This window comes from Micromonospora sp. NPDC049175, assembly GCF_043197345.1.
Taxonomy (GTDB): domain Bacteria; phylum Actinomycetota; class Actinomycetes; order Mycobacteriales; family Micromonosporaceae; genus Micromonospora.
Genome location: NZ_JBICSY010000011.1, coordinates 110,462 through 124,963, shown reverse-complemented (window position 1 = coordinate 124,963; position 14,502 = coordinate 110,462). Strand labels below are relative to the sequence as shown.

General features: G+C 69.5%; 10 protein-coding genes and 1 pseudogene. 9 read left to right on the top strand and 2 right to left on the bottom strand.

Features of this window, described 5'->3' with window-relative positions; genetic code table 11:
- Positions 1–303: 303 nt before the first annotated feature.
- A complete protein-coding gene (locus ACGFH8_RS31315; RefSeq protein WP_393374300.1) occupies positions 304–978 on the top strand; it encodes an HNH endonuclease family protein in 675 nt (224 codons plus the stop codon).
- Positions 979–1,036: 58 nt separating this feature from the next.
- On the opposite strand, the gene ACGFH8_RS31310 is transcribed toward ACGFH8_RS31315, so the two are convergent.
- A complete protein-coding gene (locus ACGFH8_RS31310; RefSeq protein WP_393374297.1) occupies positions 1,037–1,288 on the bottom strand; it encodes a hypothetical protein in 252 nt (83 codons plus the stop codon).
- Between the two features lie 433 nt (positions 1,289–1,721).
- Between ACGFH8_RS31310 and ACGFH8_RS31305 the strand changes: the two genes are divergently transcribed.
- From ACGFH8_RS31305 to ACGFH8_RS31275, 7 genes and pseudogenes are all read left to right on the top strand, one after another.
- Positions 1,722–2,069, top strand: coding sequence for a hypothetical protein (locus ACGFH8_RS31305; RefSeq protein WP_393374295.1), 348 nt, complete (start codon positions 1,722–1,724; stop codon positions 2,067–2,069).
- A 105-nt stretch (positions 2,070–2,174) separates the two neighbouring features.
- Positions 2,175–4,025, top strand: coding sequence for an Hsp70 family protein (locus tag ACGFH8_RS31300; RefSeq protein ID WP_393374292.1), 1,851 nt, complete (start codon positions 2,175–2,177; stop codon positions 4,023–4,025).
- A gap of 1 nt (position 4,026) precedes the next feature.
- Complete coding sequence (locus ACGFH8_RS31295) at positions 4,027–6,126, top strand: hypothetical protein (protein WP_393374289.1); 2,100 nt, start codon at positions 4,027–4,029, stop codon at positions 6,124–6,126.
- A gap of 372 nt (positions 6,127–6,498) precedes the next feature.
- Positions 6,499–7,023: pseudogene (locus ACGFH8_RS31290) on the top strand (hypothetical protein); the annotation flags it as partial.
- Between the two features lie 522 nt (positions 7,024–7,545).
- Positions 7,546–9,594, top strand: a complete 2,049-nt coding sequence (locus ACGFH8_RS31285; RefSeq protein WP_393374439.1) for a BTAD domain-containing putative transcriptional regulator — start codon at positions 7,546–7,548, stop codon at positions 9,592–9,594.
- Positions 9,595–9,809: 215 nt separating this feature from the next.
- On the top strand, positions 9,810–11,126 hold the full coding sequence (locus tag ACGFH8_RS31280; RefSeq protein ID WP_393374287.1) for a hypothetical protein: 1,317 nt from the start codon (positions 9,810–9,812) through the stop codon (positions 11,124–11,126).
- 407 nt (positions 11,127–11,533) lie between these two features.
- Positions 11,534–12,376 carry a hypothetical protein gene (locus ACGFH8_RS31275; protein WP_393374285.1) on the top strand — a complete coding sequence of 281 codons (843 nt, stop codon included), beginning with the start codon at positions 11,534–11,536 and terminating at the stop codon, positions 12,374–12,376.
- 134 nt (positions 12,377–12,510) lie between these two features.
- Here the strand turns inward: ACGFH8_RS31275 and ACGFH8_RS31270 are convergent, their stop codons facing one another.
- The gene (locus ACGFH8_RS31270; protein ID WP_110568000.1) at positions 12,511–12,993 is read right to left on the bottom strand and encodes a MarR family winged helix-turn-helix transcriptional regulator; all 483 of its coding nucleotides are present in this window, start codon (positions 12,991–12,993) and stop codon (positions 12,511–12,513) included.
- Positions 12,994–13,075: 82 nt separating this feature from the next.
- Here ACGFH8_RS31270 and ACGFH8_RS31265 point away from each other — a divergent pair, with 82 nt between their 5' ends.
- On the top strand, positions 13,076–14,179 hold the full coding sequence (locus ACGFH8_RS31265) for an NAD(P)/FAD-dependent oxidoreductase (protein WP_393374282.1): 1,104 nt from the start codon (positions 13,076–13,078) through the stop codon (positions 14,177–14,179).
- The last annotated feature ends 323 nt before the right edge of the window (positions 14,180–14,502 follow it).

Below are 14,502 nucleotides of genomic sequence, written 5' to 3'. Positions count from 1 at the left end.
TACAAAGGCGACGAAGTGGCGATGGCTGCGCCGATCGGCATGGCCAGCGAGGCGGTGGTGATGAGGTGTGATCACCGTGCCCGACCTGTCGGCCAGGACAGAGCACACCTGTACTCGAGCGATGCAGGGGCTGCGATTTGCCGATTGCGCTGACTCCGGTCCGCCGGTCCGCCCGGTCGTGCCAGTACGCCAGCGAACCGCTTCGAAGTTTCGTAGCTACGTCCTTACCCCTTCACAGAGGCGTCCCTCGATGGCCATCATCGTCTGAGACGGTTGCCGTCAACCCAGTGCCGAGGAGGCCCCATGCGGGTAAACCGAGTCTCAGCCCGTCTCCCACGCGCCACGCGCCACGCCACCGCAGTCGTCCTTGCCGCCATTTCAGGCGCCGGCCTGGTCGGGGTCGGCGCGCAGCCGGCGTCGGCCACACCTCCCGGGATCCCGTCGAAGGCGACGGCGCAGTCGCAGCTCAACGCCCTGACCGTGGCGGCGCAGGGCTCGTCCAGCGGTTACTCGCGTGACCTGTTTCCGCACTGGATCACGATCAGCGGTAGCTGCAACACCCGCGAGCAGGTCCTCAAGCGTGACGGCACCTCGGTCGTCGTCGACAGCTCCTGCGCGGCCACCTCGGGCCGCTGGTACAGCGCCTATGACGGCGCGACCTGGACGGCGGCCTCCGACGTCGACATCGACCACGTCGTGCCTCTCGCCGAGGCATGGCGCTCCGGCGCGAACTCATGGACGACCAGCCGGCGGCAGAGCTTTGCCAACGACCTCACCCGTCCGCAGTTGATTGCGGTGACGGACAACGTCAACCAGTCCAAGGGCGATCAGGATCCCTCGACCTGGCAGCCGTCCGTGTCGTCGTACCGGTGCACTTACAGCAAGATGTGGATCACCGTGAAGTACAACTGGGGTCTGACCCTTCAGTCGTCGGAGAAGTCCGCCCTGCAGAGCATGCTCAACACCTGTAGCTCCTGACGACGATCCTGGCTTGCGGTCCGCAGCCCCTGCAGGGCCGCAGACCGCAAGCCAGGCGCTATGCCTGCTGCGGTGGCTGGCTGTCGCCGGACTGCTTACGCCATTGGCCGCTCGCGTCGGCGGCGAGCAGGCGTTTGACCATGGCGAGGGCCTCGCCTTCGGTGTCGAACTCCCACCGCAGCACCCGGCCGGTGTCGGTGTCACCGGCTCGGGCAGTGACCTTCCACCGGATCTCGCGGGTGAGCCACACATCTCGGCGGCCCAGGCGTCCCCAGATCCCGTTCCACCAGCGAGCCGCAGTGTCCTCCACCGGGGCATCGTACAAGTGTTCGATTAGCTGTTGGTCTTGGGTGGCGATCTGGTCAGGCCGGAATTATGCCGTTCTGTGCTCGGATTGCGGGCCGCTCCGGCTTTGGTTTGTTGGCAGACCGTGCCTATCTCACTGGTCCTGGAGAAAAAGGTCCGTCGTACTGGACGGTCGGCACGTCGTCCTTGCCGTCATAACGGAAATCGCGGTGCTGTCCGCCAGCGGTTGGGCTGGTCGATCCACGGACCCGCTGCCGCGGAAGAGCGGCTCGGACAACCTTCGACGGCCTGTGGATTAGGCGTGTGTTCAGGCGTATGTGTGGTGGGGCGGCGCATAGCCGACGCGCACGGACCCGACGCATCCGGCATGTCATGGCTTGAACTGACGACTGGGATTGATGAATCTTGGTTGATCGCCTCAGGGTGGGAGGTAACCGATGAGCCCGTGGGCCTTGGACGAGGTGGACCGGTGGTTGGACTGGATACACCAGCGCCACAACGAGTTCGACTACCGCTACATCTATCTCGCCTACCTCGCGGCGGGCGCCCCCGTGGCACGCCAGGGCGAGATCACCGTGACGGTCCATCCCGACGGTAGTTGTTTGCTTCGAGCAGGCGCTGATGATCGCGGGCTCGTGCTGACGGGCGACCAGGAGCGGGAGCGGTTCGCTGAGCATCTGCGGCAGCGGTACTGCGGTGACCGGTATCCGAGCATGCGGGCGTGGGAGGCGGCCCAGCACGAGGATTTCCTCGATGAGATCCCCTGGCGGTTCGGCGGACGGTGACGGTGCCGTGGTTCCGGCTGGCCCCTGCTGGCCGTGAGTGATTGACAGGTGACGTGAATGTGATCCTCATGTTTGACTATGGACATGGGGGCGGGGGAAGCGCGGTTGTCGATTGATTGCGGCAGCGCCGACACCCAGGCCGTCCTGGCATGGGCCGACGGCAGCGTGCACGTGCTGTCATTCGACGGTAATCCGTCCCTACACAGCGCGTCATATTGGCCCGCGAACGGACAGGCGGCGGGACAGCCCGCAGCGTTCATTCCGGGGCCGCGCCATCCGGTGGAGGACGCGACAACAGGTGACGCTGGCGGCGACGCGCTGGAGGTGGCGGCGTCGCCGCTGCGCCGGGCCGCCGCCGAAGCCGAGCGGGCCGTCGGTCAGCCGGTGCGGGATGTGCGGGTGGTAGTCCCGGCGGGGTGGGGGCCCCGGCGGCGGACCTGGATGCGGCAGGTCGCGCACCGAGCGGGGATGCCGCAACCGCGTCTGGTAGAGGCCCCGGTGGCGGTCGCCGAGTATCTGCTCACCACTGGTGTGCGGGTGCCGGTCGGTGCGTTCCTTGTCATCTGTGACGTCGGCGCTGGCGCGGAGGTGACGGTGCTGCGCCGCGGGCCGGCCGGGTTCGAGGTCCTCGCGACCCTCGCCGACGCCACGGCTGGCGGCACGGCCGTCGATCACGCGCTCGCCGACGCCCTCATCGGCGCGTCGACGGGAGAGGCCCAGGGCGCATCGCGCGCGTCGGTGGCGGACAGCATTCGGGTCGCCAAGGAAGCGTTGGTGAGCCATCCGGCTGTCACGGTTCCGCTCCCGGACCGACCGCCGGTAGTCGCGAACAGCGCGATGCTCGACGAGGCCGTCCGGCCGGTGGCGTGGCGCGTGGCGCAGTTGACGCGGGAGACGGTCGCCGCCGCCGAGCTCACGGTCGGCGACCTCGCCGGTATCTACTGTGTGGGCGGCAGCGCCCAGCTACCGCACCTAGCGGCGGCGATCGCCGAGCACACAGGCGCCGCACCCTTCGTCGTGCCCGAGCCAGGGCTGGCCGCGGCTCGAGGCGCCGCAGAGGTCGGCGCCGTCGATACCGGAACGGTCGAGCGGGTGGAGGTGCCGGTGCCGCCCGTTCGGCGGGCGGCGGCTATCGCGGTGCCCGGCTTCGCGTCGCTGGCCCTGATCTGGCAGTGCCTCCTGACCGCAGAGCGGCACGGAACGCTCGGTGTGTACTACTCGGTGAGTGTGAACTGGGGCGAGTTCACGATGGCGGCCGTGATGGCCCTGCTGGCGTGCCTGGCCGCGGGCACGGTCCTCGGCTCGCTGATCGCCGCCCGCAGTCCCACCCCCGGCACCCGAACCGAAGGGGGACGGGTCAGCGTCGGGATCCTCGCCGCGGTGTCCCTCGGCGCGGCGATCGCCGGCCTATACGCGGTGGTCACCAGCCAATACTTCGGAATGCCCGTCGGCCCGTACCTCAAGTGGGCGCTGTGGCCGATCGCGCCGGTGTCGGTGATGGCCGTGGCGATGGCGGTCGTCGCCGCCCGGCAGTGGCGTTCCCCGCACGGCGGCTGGTCGGCGTTGCTGGCCGCGCCGACCGGATCCATCGTCGCCGCCACGCTCGGCATGGGGTTGATCCAGTACTCCCTGACCGCCGACCGGTGGCCGGACCGGATCCTCTGGATCGACATCGCCGGCCGCGTCGGCGGCCTCCTCCTCGGCGTCGCCGTGGTCATGGCGGTGGTGACACCCTTGATGTTCCGCCTCATCCTCGCCGCCCCGCTGGCGGTGATCTTCGCGGCGATCGTCAGTAGACGGGCCGCCGGCGTGCTCGGCGTCATCTACGCCATCGCCGTCGCGACCTGGTGGGCTACTCGGCTCTGGAGCCGTGTCCTGCGCCCCGCCCCGCCCGCCCGCACCTCAGCGCCCACGGGGCCGGTCCGGGCGGACATTCCACCGGGTGGAGGCGGGTGACATGCGGTGGCCGCGGCAGCTGATGTCGCTGCTGTTCGTCCTCACCCTTTTGGCCGGCCCCCCGATAGTGCTGCTGTCACTGATCGGAGCACCCATACAAGGTTGGCCGACCCCCGCGCAGGCACGCGAGTGGGTGCAGAATCCGCTGACCGAACAGAACCTCACCGCCGCGCTGACCATCGCGGCCTGGCTGGTGTGGCTCCTGCTCGCCTACACGGTCACGATTCGGGTGCTGACCCGCCTGAGCGCGACCGTGTCGTGGCTGCGGCGCATGCCGCTGCCGACACCCTGGCAAGCCACCGCCGGTGGCATCGCCGGCGTAGCTGTCCTCGGCGTCAGCTCCCACGCGATCGCCGCACCGCCACCGCCGTCCACGCAGCCGGTAGCGGCAGGAACCCTCGGGGACGCGGATAACCCCACACCATCAGACGGCGACGTCCTGGCCGACGAGGGGATCAGCGTCGCCGGTGGCTGGCTGCCGCGTGAGACAGCGGAGCAGGTCAGCGCCGCGGCGGCGCTGGTGTGGCTCCGTCGCCGTCGCTCCTACCGGCCCCGCCCGCCCGGTCCACCGAGCCGCGAGGACACGGACCTGGCGCCGCTGCCCCCGACAGTGGCGGCCGTGCAAGCCGCCCTCGCCGATTCGACGCCACCGCCTCGCGAACCTGGCGCCGTCTCGGCGGGCTCGTCGCTGCTCGACCGGCCAACCGTTAGCGGAGCTTTCCGCCGAGCTGGGGTCGGTCTCACCGGGCTGGGGGCGCAGGACGCGGCGCGAGGACTGCTCGTCACCAGCCTCCTAGCTGGGCGTCATCACCCGGCAGCGTCCGTGGTTGTCACCCGACCTGTCCTGGCCGGGTTGCTCGGCCCCACCGCCGATACGCTGGCCCGGCGCCTGCCGGGACTGGCCGTCATCGACAACCTCCGGCAGGCAGCAGGGTTCTTCTCCGGAGACCACCCTGGCCGTGGCCTGGGCGGACGAGACCAGGCACAACGAGACACACAGGAGGGCACCGGCCCACCCAGACCAACCCTCATCGTCGATGAGGCGTCCGCGACGGACAATGCCGAGACCCTGGCGGGTCTGGCCCCCGCCTCCGCCGCGGTGGCCGTGCTTGGACGGTGGCCGGCCGGCCAGACATGGCAGGTCGACCCGTCGGGGCGCACCCACCACCAGGACGGCAGCGGGTTAGCCGGGCCACGGATGTGCGTCCTTACCCAGGTCACGGCCACCGACCTGCTCTCCGTCATCGCCCACCCCGACCCGGCACCGCCAGAGCTTGGCACCTCCGGCCCGTCGCACGACCTCGCCTCGGCGGGCCGTTCCCCGCAGTGGGAGGCCACCGCCCAGGACCACCCCGTCCGCTCCGGCAACGACACACGACGCCTTCAGCTGCGCGTGCTGGGCGAACCGACACTGCTGCTGGACGGCCACCCTGTGGAGATCCGCCGTACCGCCGCGCTCCAAGTCCTCGTGTTCCTCGCCGCCCACCCCGACGGCGCCGACACCCGACAGCTGACCGACGCCATCTGGCCGGGCCTGCCTCGCCGCTCTCTTACCGGCCGCCTCTACACCACCCTCAGCGACCTCCGCGCCACCATCCGGTCCACGGGAGGGTCGACCCTCATCGAGCACACTGACGATCGGTACCGCCTCGACCCCACCGGCGTCACCGTCGATCTGTGGGCCTTCCATCACGCGGTCCGCGATGCCACCACCGCCGTCGCTACCGACGCGACGACCTGGAAGGCCGTCATCGACGCCTACCCCGGCGACCTCGCCGCCCGACGGACCTGGCCCTGGCTCGACCCGATCCGCGAGGCCACCCGCCGGCACGTCATCGACGCACATGCGGTTCTCGCCAGCGCCAGCCCTGACGCCCGTGAAGCCCTGGCATGGCTGCAGGCCGGCATCCGCATCGACCCCTACAACGCCGACCTGCACACCCGCGCGGTCAGCGCACTCATCGCCCTCGGCGACCACGACGCGGCCGACCACCTGCGGAAGGATCACGCCCGGCGTCTCGCCGCAGCGGGCATCCTTCCCACCGACACGGCTCTCACGACAGCCACCCCAACCGACCAGCCCGCCATCCCCACCCGGTAACGCCGCCCGCTCCGAGCGTACGGGCAACCCACTTCGGGAAAGCCCGAACTGTGCTACCCCTGCGCTCCGGCTCCGTTTCTGCCTCCGGCTTCCCCGTATTCGGTCCCAGACAGCCAGCTCGCCCTGCTGACAAAGGCGCGTCTTGGCCTCAGCAGATGCCGCCCGTCGCACCGTCTCGTCTCCTATCGACTGCCTCTGAGCTGGGTTTGTGAGGTCGTGTGAGGTCGTGTGAGGTCCTGTCAGCCAACGGAACCGCGTCGTCTTCTGCCGCTCGCCCTACGGTCGATTCGTGGCCAACGTTTCACGGCGCTGCCAAGCCGGCTCGGTGCCGGTAGGCGTCCGGGTCCCACACACGGCGGCAAGGGAGGGGCGATGAGGTCTACGGTCGCTCACACGTCGGCGGTCACGCTGCTGGTCGTCGCTGTGCCGGTCACGCTCGTCCGCGTCGGCAGGTGGCCACGCCCGCAGGGCTCGTGGACGACCCTGCTGCGCGGCTGGGTCGAGGAGCCCCTCAGCGGCGGCTTCCTCGCCGGCATCGCCTACCTCGCGGCGTGGCTGCTGTGGGGACTGCTCGCCGCCGCCATCACGGCCCGCCTGTACGCCCAGGCTGCCCGGATGTCACGGCGACTGCCACGGCTGCACATGCCCGGGCCGCTGCAGGGCATCACGGCGGCTGTCCTGGGAGCGACCGCCGTCAGCACGGCGGCCACCGCGACGCCCGCCCACGCCAGCGCGACCACCACCACGGCCGCGGAGACGACCCGTGCACCGCAGGGCCCAGCAGCCACCGCGCGTGCCCACGCTGACGAGCAGACCACCTCACCAGCCAACGGCAGGGACCAGGCCGAGCACACCTACACGGTGCGGCGTGGCGACACGCTGTCCCGCATTGCCCAGGACCGCCTCGGCGACGCGGACCGCTGGCCCGAGATCTTCACCGCCAACCGTGGCACTCGCTTCCCCCACACTGGTGGGATACTTCGCGACCCTGACGTCATCTACCCGGGCTGGACACTGCGACTACCTCCCACGCTCGAAGCACCACGCCCGTCGCCCCGACCGGCGCCCGCCCCAACGCCGACGACATCAGCTCCGTCAGGACCGTCCAGCAGCCCGACCGGAACGGACACCGACGACGGCCTCGTGGAGTCCGCCCCAGCGCCCACGTCCGCGCCAGCCGACCATGCTTCGGCGTCGGGACCGGCTGCCACGCCCACCACTCGCACCGCCGACGACCGAACCGCCCCAACGCCGCGCCCTCAGCCGGGTGTGTCGCTCGGTACGGGTAGCTGGCTCGACATGGGACTCGCCGCCGCAGTCCTCGCTGCGGTTGCCCTCGTTTGGGCACACCGCCGTCGCCGCTACATCCCCCGGCAACCCACCGCGCGCCCACGCCTCGACGACCCGAGCGTCGAGGCGATGCCGGCGGTGGTCACCCGGATCCGTCGCGGCCTACGGGCCCTCACACCGAGCGCGACGACGGCTCCTGACCCCGGCCCCGACCTCGACCCTCCGCTCGACGAACCCGTCGTGGACGCTGACTCGGACCCGGCAGACGCGGCCGACAACGCCACCTACAAGCTCACCGCGCACGGGTCGCAGCCGCCTATACCCGCGCCGACCCGCCCGCTGATCGAGGTATGGCCGTCTGCGGGACTCGGTCTGATCGGGCCCGGAGCCCAGGCAGCGGCCCGAGGCGCGCTGGTGTCCGCCCTCGCCGCAGGCGGACCGGATGACCCCCATAGCCGCCACCACGTTGTCATCGCCTCGGACACCCTCGCCACGCTGTTAGGCACCACCACAGCCACACTGGCGGACACCCCGCGGATGACCATCACCAGCGGACTCAGCGACGCTCTGACGCTGATCGAGGAGCAGACGCTGCACCGCGCACGCATGTGCGTCGACTACGAGGTCGACACGATCGCCGACCTGCGCGACCGGGACCCAATCGCCGAGCCCGTGCCGCCGACGGTGCTGATCGCCGTCCCCACCGCTGCTCATGAGCGCACCCGCATCGCCGCGCTGCTCACGCAAGGGCACCGACTCGACATCCACGGCGTAATGCTCGGCGCCTGGCCCGATGGCGACACCATCCTCGTCGCCGAAGACGGCTCCACTAGCATCATTAAGCACGACGCGAAACAGCACAGCTGTCCCTCCGCCGTTGGCCGCCTGAGCGTCATCAACCGCAGCGAGACCGCCGAACTGCTGCGGCTCCTCGCTGAGTCCCATACCGGCGAGCCTCAACCGCCAGCACCCGCGCAGCGCACACAACTACCCGCAACCGTCAGGCACCTCGACCTGAACAGCAGTGCGACACCCCCGAGCGACAAAAAGGCTGCCCCGCGGCCCGGCCCGCGCCCCGCCAACGCCGGTCGCCTCAACGCCCTTACCCCGCCCCAGAGAGCCGACATTCCCGTCGAAGTGCAGCCCAGCCAGCGCCGTGCACCGGCATCGACCGCACCGCCGCCCCCTGTCATCGGTCAGGGACCACGACCGGCCGCAGCCAGCGGTGTCATCACCGGCTTGCCCGATCACACCGACATCGGCGACCCCGACAGGCTGGTCATCGCCGCCCACGAGCCGAACCTCACACCCGAGAATTCCGCCGCCGCACACGCGCACGAGCGCCGCGATCACGCCGGGAATCAACCGCACCCGGCGGGCGACGACCAGTCTCCCTGTACCGGCGGACGCGTCGACGTTCGAGTGCTCGGCGGGGCCCGCATCGTGGACATGGACACGACCACGCCGCTGCGCGCGAAAGCCCTCGAACTGCTGGTCTACCTCGTCGTTCAGGACGGCGACGCCGCACAGGACAACATCCTCGACGACCTGCTGCCCGACGCCCCCGCCTCGAAGGCACCGCACCGCCTGCACACCTACGTATCCGCACTACGCAAAACCCTCGTCCTCACCGGAGGACCCGCCACCTACCTCACTCACCCGTCGCGCCGCTACGCCCTCAACCGCAACGCCCTCGACACCGACCTGTGGCGCATGCGCGCCGCAATGCGCGACGCTGCCCTCGCCACCACCGACGCCGACCGCACCGCCGCACTGCAGCGCGCCGTCGACGCCTACGACGGCACACTCGCCGACGGCTTTGACTACGAATGGATCGAGGCATACCGCGAGGGCATCCGCCGCCAAGCCCTCGACGCCCACCTCGCCCTCGCCGCCGCGACCACCGACCCGACACAAGCCCTGGCCGTCCTGGAAGCCGCGATGCGCCACGACCCGTACGCCGAAGCCTCCTACCAGCAAGCGATGCGCGCCCACGCCGCACTCGGAGACCTCGAGCAGGTCCGCTCCCTACGCCGGGCCCTCACCCTCCGCCTCGACGAGATCGACGCCGAACCCAGCGAAGACACCCTCAGACTCGCCGACCGGCTCATCGCCGACCTGCGCCGGCAGAAGCCAACCGGGAAGCCCGGCGTTCACAACAACGGACTTCACCCATGACGCCGGATCCTTCGGCGGCACCCGACACACGTCGTGGCAGCCTCCACGATCAGCCCAACCGCAGCGGCGACGCCCCGCAGGCGACAGGCGGCGACCGCAACGGCACCGCGTGGCCCCTGCGAGCAGCCGTACTCACCGGCCACCCTGGGCCCGCCTGCAGCCCTCACGCCGGATCGGCGCACCGACAAGCCTCCTCCCCGACGACCCTCGACGCGGTGGACGCCGACCTGGCCACAGCAGTCCGGCAGGCCGCCTGGATACGCCAGGTGTTCTACGTCCTGGTCCTGCTGGTCGCCCTCGTTGGACAAGTCACCGGCGCCGTCCAAACACTCGGCATCCCGATGTTCGTCGCGGTCCCCGCCGTCGCGGCGCTCGAACTCGGCGGCGTCGTCGTGATGACCAACGCCGACGTGCGACGCCGCCTCGGCGAGCGGGCAATCGGATCACGCCTGCTGTCCGCCGCGATCGCCGCCGGAGCCGTCACCTTCAACTGGGCGGCCCACCCCGACCACCTAGCCGGCGGCTTCTACGCGGGCATGTCCGCCCTCGGATACCTCGTCTGGCTGATGCACGCCGGCAACCAGCGCCGCGACCGGCTGCGCGTCACCGGAGGCCTGCCGCCCACACCACCGGCCTACGAGGTTTTCGGGCATTGGATCTGCCACCCCGTCGTCACTTCTCAGGCGCGGTCCATCGCCAAGGCCGACGGCCTCGACCTGTACGAGTCTCTCGCCGCAGCCCGCACCGCGATCGCCCGCCGACGCCGCGACGCCGCCATCGCCAAGGTCCTTCATCGCAAGATCAGAGCGGCGGTGGATCCCACCACCGCCGACATCGCCGTGCGCGTGTACGACCTGGACGAGATCGCTGCACGCCTCGCGGCAACCGCCGACTACAACGGGCTGACCACGCTCCTGGCCGCTGACCTTGCCCCGGAGCGGATCATGACGGCTCACAGTTTCCGCCGCCGCCGCCGTCGTCGCTGGTTCAGGCTAGAGCCTCTCGCCGACGCACCACCAGCGCCTGAGCCGGCCCCCTCCGCGCCACAAGCGCCCACCGCGTCGGTGGCGGACACGCCTCGCGATGATCGGCAGGAGCCGAAACCAGAGCCAGAGGAGAACTTTATGTCGGCCCCGAGTGGCCACCAGCAGAGTGCCGAGAGCCGCGACGCTGGCACGCCTGAAGCTCAGTCCCCGGACGACTCGGCCGACGCGGGACCGACAGACAGGACCGTGGACGACATGGACATCCTCGGCGCGGACGCCGACGAGGAGAGGGACGACGGCGATCAGAATGCCGCCGACGACGCCAACGACGACGCGGAAGTGCCCCGGGGAACCGCGCAGGCAGTGGCCTACTGGCTGCGTAAGGAGCCGAACCTGGACCCTGAACTGCTCGCCGAGAGAATCGGCAAGTCAGTGCGATCGGTCTACCGATACCTGCCGCCGGACTACCCCCGCCGACCGGGGATCGCCAGGCGACGGACCCGAAGCCAGCCCGACCTCGCCCGACGCTCGAGCCACAGTGAGTGACGTCAACAGGCACCACGGCCGCCCGACAAACGAGGAAAGAGCCGCACTTGTTACTCGAGAGCCCGCAGGTGGGCTAAGACTGTGAAAGCGAGACCGGTGCAGGATGTCGCTCTCCATGAGGGATGGCCGAAACGAGGTAAGCGCACAGACAGGGACGGCTTGATGTACACGGCAGCATTGGGCAGGCGCCTTTTGATGGTCGGCTGCCCTGGCGGTTGTGCGACTGGCCGGTATGCCCGGTCGATGACGTTTGCGTGACGGGCACCCAGTCGATATCTCCACGCGGCATCCGCTTCTGCCGAGTTGAGTGCACTCGACCAGCTACCGCTAGGGCCGGTATTCCGGAAGATCGACTTGGTCCCAGCTGCAGGCGCCGAGTCTGGGATCCGCCTGTATACCCTGTGCGGATGCCTTCAGCGAAGCAGCTTCTGCTGCTCCTCGGGGCCGCGCTGCTCGCCGTCGTGGGCGCGCTGTTCGGATCACCCTGGGCGACCGGGGCCGGCGGCGTCGTCGTGCTGGGCGTCCTCGCCGTCCACCCCGCGGTGACCGGTCCCGCCGTGCCCCGGTCGACACGTCTGCTGCTGCAGGGTGGCCTGCTCCTACTCACCCTCGGGGGCGTCGTGGAGATGTGGGGATGGGCGGCCTCGTCATTCGGCGACGCCCCACCGAGCGCGAGCGAGCTGATCGCGCTGGTGACCGACCCGGTACGGCAGCGGACGCAGTTCCTGCGACAGCTAGCCGTGGCAAGCTGTCTGATCCTGGCCTGCGTCTGCCTCGGCGTCGCTATCGGGCGGTTGCCGCGGGATCAGCTGCGCCGGATCGGCCAGGCCGCGCCGGCCGTGGGCGTGCTCACGCTGGTCACCCTGGTATTCGTCGCCCTCCTCCCGTCGGGGCTGACCGCCCTGCTCGGCTCGTTCACCAATGTGGCCGTGGCGGCGTTGCTCGTGCTCGGGGGGTATGCCTGGGTCGTGAGCCGCGCGGTCCGGCGCCATGGCACCGCCCCGATCGCCGCATTAGGTGCCACGCTGCTGGCCACGGCGGCCTGGCTCGCGGTGGACGATGCCTGGCGGAGCCGGCCGGAGCCGCGCGGCAGCGACGCCTTCTACCAGACGGGCGTCAGTGTGTCCGTGGCCGCCGAGACCGGGCCCGACGTCGAGACCGCCGTCGCGGTCGCGGCGCTGCTGCTCGGAGCCGCCCTGACGGTGCTGGCCTGCGCGAGGCTCAGCACGACCCACAGCAAGACGCGCTGAGCCGGGCACCCTCCAGCGGTGACCATTCAACGGCAAGCGCGCACATCTGCCGAGAAGAGGGCGTTGTCCGGCCGATAATTCTTGTCACGCGTGCACGTGAGATCCTGCGCATCCACGTGCTCGGTCATCTGTGTTTATCCACCGCTGGTCAGCTTTGAGTCTGGGGCTTCGATGCGGTCGATTGTCTGGTGGCTCCACGCCTGGATGGCCGCGGCCTGATCGGGGCTCAGGGCCTCGAAGAAATAGCGGCGAATGTTGGATCCGTGGCCCACGATGGCATTCTGGGCCGCGCTGCGACCTTTCGCGGTAAGGCGAATGCCTGCGCGGCGGCCGCTGGACTCGCGGTCGGTGCGGTCCACCAGGTCGCGGTTCTCCATCCGGGTTAGCTGATGTGCGACGCGGCTCTTCTCCCAGTCGAGTGATTCGGCCAGCTCGCCGACCCGCATCTCTCTGTCGCGGGCCTCGTGCAAGGTCACCAGCACGCTGAACTCGGCCTTGGAGATGCCGTAGTCGCGTTGCAGATCCCGGTCCAGTTCGCGCTGGAGCAAGCGGTGTGCCTGCATCCAGGCGTGCCACAGCTCCCACTGCTCCGGCGACAGGGTGCGAGGTTCCGCCATGGCAGAGATCGTACCGGCTCAAGGAGTTGACGTGACAACTCCAGGCGCTACAGTTGTCACGTCAACTCTAGGAGGTGCAGGCATGGAACGAACTGTCGTGATCATCGGCGGAGGCTACGGAGGGACTTTGGTGGCCAAGGAGCTCGATGCCGACGCGAACGTCATCCTGATCGATCCGAGGGAAGGTTTCGTCAACGCGGCCGCTTCGCTGCGGGCGCTGACTCGCCCGGACTGGGCGCACAACGCGTTCTTCCCGTACGGCGCTCTGCTCAGCCGAGGACTGGTCATCCGCGATCGAGCGGTCTCGGTAGATCCCCAAGGCGTGACGCTTGCGTCCGGCGAGCGGATCCGAGGCGACTATTTGGTACTGGCCACCGGTTCCGGGTATTCGTATCCGGCCAAACCTCACCCGGAAGCAACTGAGATCGCCCGGCAGCTGGACGACCTCCGCGAGACTCACAAGGAGCTGTCCGGCGCCGCCCGCACGCTGATTCTCGGCGCGGGCCCGGTCGGCCTGGAACTCGCCGGCGAGATAAAGGACATCTGGCCGGACAAGAACGTGATCATCGTCGACCGGGCCACCGAGCTACTTCCCGGATTCCTGCCCGAGGTGCGGAACAGCCTGCACCACCAGCTCAACGAACGCGGTATCGATCTGCGGCTCGGTACCAGCTTGACCGCACTGCCGCCGGTCCCGGCCGGCAAGACTGCCCGTTTCACGGTCACCACCAACAACGGCGAGGAGATCGTCGCCGACATCTGGTTCCGCGCGTTCGGTGTCCAGATCAACACCAACTACCTGGCCGACGGACGCCTGACCCCGCTGACCGACCTCGGAACAATCCCGGTAACCGACCACCTGAACGTCCGAGGCTACGACCACGTCTACGCCATCGGCGACATAACCGAGCTCCCCGATCCGAAAATGGCCTCCTACGCCATGGAGCATGCCGTCATCGTGGCCGCCAACATCAAAGCGCAACTCGCCGGCGAGACACCCGAAGCCATCCACACACCGACGTCCGACCGACGGATTCTGCTGCCACTCGGAACCCACGCGGGCGTCGGTCAGCTCCCCACCGCCGACGGCCCCGCCGCAGCAACCGCGGAGACAGTCCACCAGCGCAAAGGCGCCGACCTGTTCACCGCACGATTCACCGCTCGTTTCGACCAAGGTCGCCATTGACCCCCTCCGTTCACCACCTGCTCCAGAGGCCGTCCTTGCCACGAAGTCGACGGCAGCCTTGCCCGCCGCACGAGATCGCTGCTCGCGATTCGCATCCGATTGAGAAACAGCGGCACCTTCGACGTCGTCGACTGGACCGAGGAATGGAGCCCGCCGCACTCATCTGCCGCGTTCCGGGCGCGCATGCGTCTGCGATGGGGTAGCCGAGTAGCCGGACGGAGTAGCTCCGCCTGAGTGGCGAGGGGAACTCGGGTCGACCATCCTGGGATCCGTCGTCATGTGGATCTTTGTGCCTAACGGCGTACCTACCTACGTACTCCGAT